This is a genomic window from Mycobacterium sp. 1423905.2 (assembly GCF_001673155.1).
Classification (GTDB): domain Bacteria; phylum Actinomycetota; class Actinomycetes; order Mycobacteriales; family Mycobacteriaceae; genus Mycobacterium.
In genome coordinates, this window is record NZ_LZLE01000014.1 from 1 (window position 1) to 4,398 (window position 4,398).

3 protein-coding genes are annotated in these 4,398 nt (G+C 65.7%); all 3 read left to right on the forward strand.

Annotated elements, in window-relative coordinates:
- The first annotated feature begins 114 nt into the window (after positions 1-114).
- The 3 genes from fgd to A9W95_RS00720 are packed head-to-tail and all read left to right on the forward strand — an operon-like array spanning position 115 to position 4,369.
- Complete coding sequence (fgd, locus tag A9W95_RS00710) at positions 115-1,125, forward strand: glucose-6-phosphate dehydrogenase (coenzyme-F420) (RefSeq protein ID WP_067408734.1); 1,011 nt, start codon at positions 115-117, stop codon at positions 1,123-1,125.
- A gap of 6 nt (positions 1,126-1,131) precedes the next feature.
- Positions 1,132-3,222 carry a phosphate acetyltransferase gene (gene pta, locus A9W95_RS00715; protein ID WP_067408736.1) on the forward strand — a complete coding sequence of 697 codons (2,091 nt, stop codon included), beginning with the start codon at positions 1,132-1,134 and terminating at the stop codon, positions 3,220-3,222.
- Positions 3,215-4,369 (forward strand): acetate kinase, encoded by a 1,155-nt coding sequence (locus A9W95_RS00720; protein ID WP_067408738.1) that lies wholly within the window; start codon positions 3,215-3,217, stop codon positions 4,367-4,369. The genes pta and A9W95_RS00720 overlap by 8 nt, the downstream gene beginning before the upstream one ends.
- Positions 4,370-4,398 lie beyond the last annotated feature (29 nt).

Genomic DNA, 4,398 nt, shown 5'->3' on the forward strand with positions numbered 1-4,398 from the left:
GGCGCAGCGGGTCGCGACTTTTTGGGCGGAGCGATCGCCAGCGCGGCGAAGCCGGGCGCAGCGGGTCGCGACCGTGAGTTCAAGGGGAAGCGATCCTAGGAGTAGAAAGAACTAGTGGCTGGATTAAGACTCGGGTACAAGGCGTCCGCTGAACAATTCGCACCGCGTGAGCTCGTCGAGCTGGCCGTCGCCGCCGAAGAGCATGGCATGGACAGCGCCACCGTCAGCGACCACTTCCAGCCTTGGCGCCACGAGGGTGGACACGCCCCGTTCTCTCTGGCGTGGATGACCGCCGTCGGCGAACGCACCCAACGGCTGCTGCTGGGCACCTCGGTGCTCACTCCCACCTTCCGATACAACCCCGCCGTCATCGCCCAGGCGTTCGCCACGATGGGGTGCCTCTACCCGGATCGCATCTTCTTGGGCGTCGGAACCGGTGAGTCGCTGAACGAGATCGCCACCGGATACGAGGGCGAGTGGCCCGAATTCAAGGAGCGCTACGCACGACTGCGCGAATCGGTCCGGCTGATGCGCGAGCTGTGGCTGGGCGACCGGGTCGACTTCGAGGGCGAGTACTACCACACCAAAGGCGCGTCCATCTATGACGTGCCCGAGGGCGGCATCCCCATTTACATCGCCGCCGGGGGACCCCAGGTCGCCAAATACGCCGGCCGTGCCGGCGACGGCTTCATCTGCACCTCCGGTAAGGGCGAAGAGTTGTATAAGGACAAGCTCATCCCCGCCATGAGGGAGGGCGCGGAAGCCGCGGGAAAGAACCCCGACGACATCGACCGGATGATTGAAATCAAGATTTCCTATGACACCGACCCCGAGCTGGCGCTGGAGAACACCAGGTTCTGGGCGCCGCTGTCGCTGACCGCCGAACAGAAGACCAGCATCCACGACCCCCTCGAAATGGAGAAGGCGGCCGACGAGTTGCCCATCGAGCAGGTCGCCAAGCGCTGGATCGTGGCCTCCGACCCCGACGAGGCGGTAGAGAAGGTCAAGGATTACGTCGACTGGGGTCTGAACCACCTGGTATTCCACGCACCCGGCCACGACCAGCGCCGGTTCCTGGAGCTGTTCCAACGGGACCTGGAGCCCCGGTTGCGGCGGCTGGGCTGACGGGTTGTGCCCGGCCCCGACACCGACGTCTGGTCGATCTATGTCGCTGCGCCTGAGTCGGAGACCGGTAAGTCGACCGTCGCGCTGGGGCTGCTACATCGGCTGACCGCGAAAGTCGCCAAAGTCGGTGTGTTCCGGCCGATCGCGCGACGCGCGACCAACGGCGAGCGCGACTACATCCTCGAGTTGCTGCTGGAGCACGCCACGGCGGGCATACCGTACGACCAGTGCGTCGGCGTGACCTACCAACAGTTGCACGACGACCGCGATGCGGCGATCGGCAGCATTGTGGAGTCCTACCACGCCATGGCGCAGTCGTGTGACGCCGTGCTGATCGTCGGCAGTGACTACACCGACGTCACCAGCCCGGCCGAGCTGTCGGTCAACGCCCGCATCGCCGCCAATCTCGGTGCGCCGGTGCTGTTGACGGTTCGCGGCAAGGGGCGCACGCCCGACGAGATCGCCAGTGTGGTCGCGGTATGCCTGGCTGAGCTGACCGCCGAACGCGCGCACGCCGCGGCCGTCGTCGCCAACCGGTGCGACCCGGCCCAGCTTGACGCCGTCGCAAATGCGTTGCGCGCGTTCGCGCCTCGCGCCTATGTGCTGCCCGAGGAGCCGCTGTTGGCCGCACCGACGGTGGCCGAGCTGACCAGGGCCGTGCACGGAACGCAGATTCGTGGCGACGCGCAGTTGGCCGACCGTGAGGTGCTGGGCGTACTGGTCGCCGGGATGACCGCCGAGCACGTGCTGGAACGCCTACGCGACGGCATGGCGGTCATCACGCCCGGCGATCGCTCCGACGTCGTCCTCGCCGTCGCCAGTGCCCATGCGGCAGAAGGTTTTCCGTCCCTGTCGTGCATCGTCCTCAACGGCGGTATCCAACCGCACCCCTCCATCGCGGCGCTGGTCTCCGGCCTGCGGCTGCGATTGCCCATCATCACCACCGATCTGGGCACCTACGACACGGCCAGCGCGGTGGCTTCGGCGCGGGGGCGGGTCACCGCGGCGTCGCAACGCAAGATCGACACGGCGCTGGAGTTGATGGATCACTACGTCGACACCGCCGACCTTCTGGCGCAGCTCAGTGTCCCGATTCCGGCCGTCGTCACCCCGCAGATGTTCACCCATCGGTTGCGGCACCAGGCGCGCGTCGACCGCAAACACATCGTGCTACCCGAAGGCGAGGACGACCGCATTCTGCGGTCGGCCGGTCGCCTGCTGCAGCGCAGCGTCGCCGACCTCACCATACTGGGCGACGAAGCCCAAGTCCGGTTGCGCGCCGCGGAACTCGGGGTGGACCTGGACGACGCGCGGGTGATCGACCCGCGGACCAGTGATCAGCGCGAACAGTTCGCTTCGCAGTACGCAGACATGCGCAAGCACAAAGGTGTCACCCTCGAACACGCCCACGAAATCATGAACGACGCCACGTATTTCGCGACCATGCTGGTGTACAACGGCATGGTCGACGGCATGGTGTCCGGGGCGGTGCACACCACGGCCCACACCGTGCGACCGGCGTTGGAGATCATCAAGACGGTGCCCGACGTATCCACCGTGTCCAGCATCTTCCTGATGTGCCTGCCGGACCGGGTATTGGCCTACGGTGACTGCGCGATCATCCCCAATCCCACCGTCGAGCAACTGGCCGACATCGCCATATCCTCGGCCCGCACCGCCGCGCAGTTCTGGATCGAGCCGCGCGTGGCCATGCTGTCCTACTCCACGGGCGAGTCCGGTAGCGGAGCGGACGTCGATTCGGTCAGAGCCGCCACGGAATTGGTGCGCTCCCGGGCGCCAGATCTGTTGGTCGAGGGGCCCATCCAGTACGACGCGGCGGTGGATCCGTCCGTCGCGGCTACCAAGATGAAGGATTCGCCGGTCGCCGGCCGCGCGACGGTGCTGATCTTTCCCGACCTCAACACCGGCAACAACACCTACAAGGCGGTGCAGCGTAGCGCGGGCGCCATCGCAATCGGCCCGGTATTGCAGGGTCTGCGCAAACCGGTCAACGATCTGTCCCGCGGGGCGCTGGTCGAGGACATCGTCAATACCGTTGCCATCACCGCGATTCAAGCACAGGGTATTCATGAGTAGTCGACTGGTCCTCGTCATCAACTCCGGTTCTTCGTCGCTGAAGTTTCAACTGGTGGATCCGGCGTCCGGGGAGTCCCGGGCCAGTGGTCGCGTCGAGCAGATTGGCGAGGCGTCGTCGCCGGTGCGCGACCATGACGCGGCGTTGCATCGCGCGTTCGACCAACTGGCTGACGACGGCATCGACATACAAAACTGCGGACTGGTCGCGGTCGGCCATCGAGTTGTTCACGGCGGCAACGACTTCTATCGACCGACGCTGCTGGACGATGCGGTGATCGACAAGCTCAAGGAACTGTCGACGCTGGCACCATTGCATAACCCGCCCGCGGTGGAGGGCATCGAGGTTGCGCGTAAGTTGCTGCCCGAGACTCCGCATATCGCGGTGTTCGATACGGCGTTCTTCCACGAACTGCCGGCGGCTGCGGCGACTTACGCGATCGACCGGGAAGTGGCGCAGCGGTGGCAGATTCGTCGTTACGGGTTTCATGGAACCTCTCATCAGTACGTCAGCGAACGCGCCGCCGAGGTGCTGGGCCGACCACTGGACGGGCTGAATCAGATTGTGCTGCATCTGGGTAACGGCGCGTCGGCCTCGGCGATCGCGGGCGGTCGGCCGGTGGAGACGTCCATGGGTCTGACGCCGCTGGAAGGGCTGGTCATGGGCACGCGCAGCGGCGACATCGATCCGGGTGTCATCCACTACCTGTGGCGCGCAGCGAAGATGGGGGTTGAGGAGATCGAGTCGATGCTCAACCACCGTTCCGGAGTGCTGGGGTTGTGCGGGTCCAACGACTTCCGTGAAATCGGCGAGGCGATTCAATCCGGGGACAGCGCAGCGAAATTGGCCTACGACGTATTCGTTCACCGGCTGCGCAAGTACATCGGGGCGTATCTGGCCGTACTGGGGCACACCGATGCGCTCACCTTCACCGGCGGGGTCGGTGAGAACGACGTCGCGGTGCGCCGGGACGCGTTGGCCGGGATGGGTGAACTCGGCCTCGAGGTCGACGAGGAGTTGAATTCCGCTTCCGCGTCGGGGCCGCGGTTGATCTCGGCGGAGGGGTCGCGGATTGCCGTGCTGGTGGTACCGACCAACGAAGAGCTGGCTATCGCCCGCGATTGCGCCGGCGTGGTGGCGTCGCTCTAGATCGTGGCTTGATTTGGCTTTGCCGTCGA